Source organism: Candidatus Omnitrophota bacterium (assembly GCA_023819145.1).
GTDB lineage: Bacteria > Omnitrophota > Gorgyraeia > DTHP01 > DTHP01 > JBFWKV01.
Window position 1 is genome coordinate 1 of the sequence record JAMWCW010000029.1, and the last position, 3,176, is coordinate 3,176.

A 3,176-nucleotide genomic window follows, 5' to 3' on the forward strand; every position below is an offset into this window, starting at 1 on the left:
CCAAACTGCTCTTTATACATATTCCAGCCAGAGTCTTTTTTTCTTGGATCACCCATAATACCGGGAGGACAAATTATTACCCCTCGCCTTCGTAACTGTCGGGCAACGCAGCAGGCAATGATTGTCTTGCCTAAACCAACGACATCGGCAAGGATAACTCCGTTATTCTTTTCAATTATGGCTAATGCCTGGCGAATGGCATCTAATTGGTATTGATAAGAGATGTAATTATTTTTCTGAAGTATATCAATAAGGGATTGACCGATTTCTTTTCTTTCAAAGGAATCACGATAAATCTTTAAAACCAAGATGAATGCTTCAAAAGGAGTGATTTTTTTAATTAGAGTTTCCTTTTCAATAACTTCTATCAATTTTCCTTTTAGGGTTTTATCTTCGGTAATTGGGATTGAGACGTTTTGCCATAAATGGTCAAAATAATTCTCAGCATCTTCAAAACCGTAGTCACTTATCTCAACATTAAACTCCTCTTGAACAGTAAGACCTGTTTTAGTAAGATTACTGCTTCCCGTAATAAAAAGATTTTTACGACCCACCTGTTCGCTTTCTAACTTAAAGATATATAGTTTTGCATGATTAGGGCGAAGTGTTTTTCTGATAATAAGGCGATCTTTTTCTATAAGATCAACAAAAAATCTAACCTGTTCGTAAAACTCATAAGTATCAAATTCTTCTGAATTAATAGATTTTTTAACTGAATTAAAAAATTTATAACTTATCTCCTCGTTAGATAGATGGCCACTTTGGTCATCTGAATCGGCATATTCAATGAGTTGATAATTTAATTTATCAACATTAAGCCCGACCAGTACTTTTATTATTACCTGTGCATTCTTTTTAAGTTCTGTATAAAGCTCTCTTATGCCGGAGAAATAAAAAAATCCTACCAGAAACTTTAATTCTTCGCTTTTATTTATTAGTTCTGCCAAGCGCTTTTTTAAATTTTCCACACCGCTATTAGTGATAAAGTTTTTCATAGTTTTTTAATCGAAACCTCTTTAAATTTTATCAATACTCATTTCTCAAATACTTCTCTATCTCATCCTTACTAAATCTTCTACTTCTTATTCCCAATTTAAAAGTCTGGATTTTTCACGGTAGAGTTTATGGTATAAAGGATAAAGTTTTAGAGAATTTTTATTTATTTTAAGTGTATAGTTCATTCTAATCTTATTAACACTTTTTACATATTATAATCCTTCATTTTTGTCTTTACAATTGAAATTGTATTTTTAGAAAATTAAGTTAGGTTGGTTATTTTAAAAAATAAGTAATGGATTTAGTTTGCCAAATTGGAAATGGTGCCTGTCCCCAATTCTGTCCCCAATTTTTAGTTTGCAAAATTGGTTGTCCTTGTCTTTTAGTATATTGCCTTATAATTATCGCTTCTTAAACTTTCAAGTTCCCTGTGAATATTCTGGCGGTCAATCCATACCTGCACCTTGCGATCCGCTGGTACTTCTATATAATGAGTATATTCTACATAGGGATACATACGACCAAAACCTGCGCTGTTTTGCTCAACAAAAGTTCCAGTTCCTGTAGTTATTACCCACTCAATAGGGACATAATCAAGAGTTCTTGTTCCTTTGTTTCTACATCGCATAATCACTTTGTAGCGGTCAGGGTTCCTTTTGATTAAAAACTTCTCCAAGTTCACCTCTAAATCCACCTCTTGGTCAAGAATCTGAATATTGGTTTCTGAAGAACGATAACCTGGTGCACGTGTCTTCAAAGATACTTTGCAGGAACCATAATGACCAGACAGATCTGGCACTACCCACTCAAAAACCCTGTTTTTTAACGTAGTATTACCCACTGTGATTATCTTTGAACCATCTTGTTTAAGAAGAGAAATTTCTAAATCAGCGTGACCCTCACCTTTATATTCCCACCTAAATTCTTTTCTTTCTCCTCTTCGCCAAGTTTCTCCTTGCTGAGGAGATAATAGATTTACTTGCCCATAAATATAAGCTTCTCCACAATCTAGAAAGTTAGGAGGACAAATAGGTAATGCCTCTGCACTATTAGTGGTAACCATCCTTAAATTATATCCTCCAGGGGAAAAATCATCAGGAATTCGCCAGCTATATGATTTTTGAGAACAACGTACTGGTTGGCCATATGGTGAAGCGGTAATATCTCTTCTAATAGTACCTCCCGGCGTACATAAGAGAATATGGATAAAACTGTTTGCAGTTGGTAAAAAGCAACTACAATCCCACTCAAATCTAACTGTTTCTCCTATATCCCATTTTCTATCTGAAGGAATAGTAGTTAGTCTTTGTGGTAGTTGGCTTGGGGCTGTAAAAACTTCTGTGCGCACATTGTTTGTCTCATCTGACTCTCTAATTACTTGATTATAATCTACTCTTACAGTTATAGTTAGGCTGGAAGGAAAAGATGAAGGAGGGCTTTCAAGACAATTAACACAATAATCAACTCTGCCCTGTGGTCGAGATAAGAATCTGGAAGGATCAATCTGGGCAAGGCTATATTCTTTTGTTTCACTAGAGGTAGAGTATTGTACTCTTGAGTTCCTATAGGCATTATCATCTAAACTTCCCAGAGATCTGTTTTTGAGGGTAAAGTAGATGTGGCAATTGTTATCCATCCAGATTCTTTCAACTAACAGATCAGGTAAAATTGTTTGAGGGATGCTAGCTTTTTGTGTCACGCCTCTTTGTATAGTTTGATTTTGCGGTCCCTGATCCATCTCAATAAATTCAGCATTTAGAAAGGATATACTAAAGATAAAGGAAGTTAGAACAAACAAAAAACCAATTCCGCTTCTTAAAATTATCTTTTTCATCTTTGCTCCTTTCTTTAAAAAAACTTATCAAAAGAAGATATCTTTTATTTAAGGTTTTATCTTTCTAAATTTTCCTTTACCACAAAATTTTTTTCTTCTCTTAAGCTGATTTTGTATTCGGGATTAGTAATTTCTACAAGGAGGTGATATTTATCAGGTTTAAGCTCTTTTAGGAGTTCAAAAGAAACTTTGTTTCTTCCTTTATCTAAGTGAGGAATCTTTTCTTTGAAATCCTTCTGAAACTGCTCTCCTCTTAAAGACATCTTTACCATAAGAGGTTCTTTAAATTCAACCGATGCGTTTAATTCTAGAATTAATACTAAAGGAGAGCCCAACGCTAAAGTCT

The 3,176-nt window shown here is 34.3% G+C and carries 3 protein-coding genes; all 3 read right to left on the minus strand.

Going from position 1 to position 3,176, the window contains the following annotated elements; all coding sequences use genetic code 11:
- A partial coding sequence (locus NC818_07655; GenBank protein MCM8784616.1) for a phospholipase D-like domain-containing protein occupies window positions 1–995 on the minus strand: 995 nt, incomplete at its 3' end.
- A gap of 383 nt (window positions 996–1,378) precedes the next feature.
- The gene (locus NC818_07660) at window positions 1,379–2,830 is read right to left on the minus strand and encodes a hypothetical protein (GenBank protein ID MCM8784617.1); all 1,452 of its coding nucleotides are present in this window, start codon (window positions 2,828–2,830) and stop codon (window positions 1,379–1,381) included.
- 56 nt (window positions 2,831–2,886) lie between these two features.
- The coding region (locus NC818_07665; GenBank protein MCM8784618.1) for a hypothetical protein at window positions 2,887–3,176 on the minus strand (290 nt) is incomplete at its 5' end.

Bases quoted from the DNA above. Each gene is read 5' to 3' on its own strand.
- NC818_07660 (MCM8784617.1), bottom strand. From the start codon at position 2,830: ATGAAAAAGATAATTTTAAGAAGCGGAATTGGTTTTTTGTTTGTTCTA.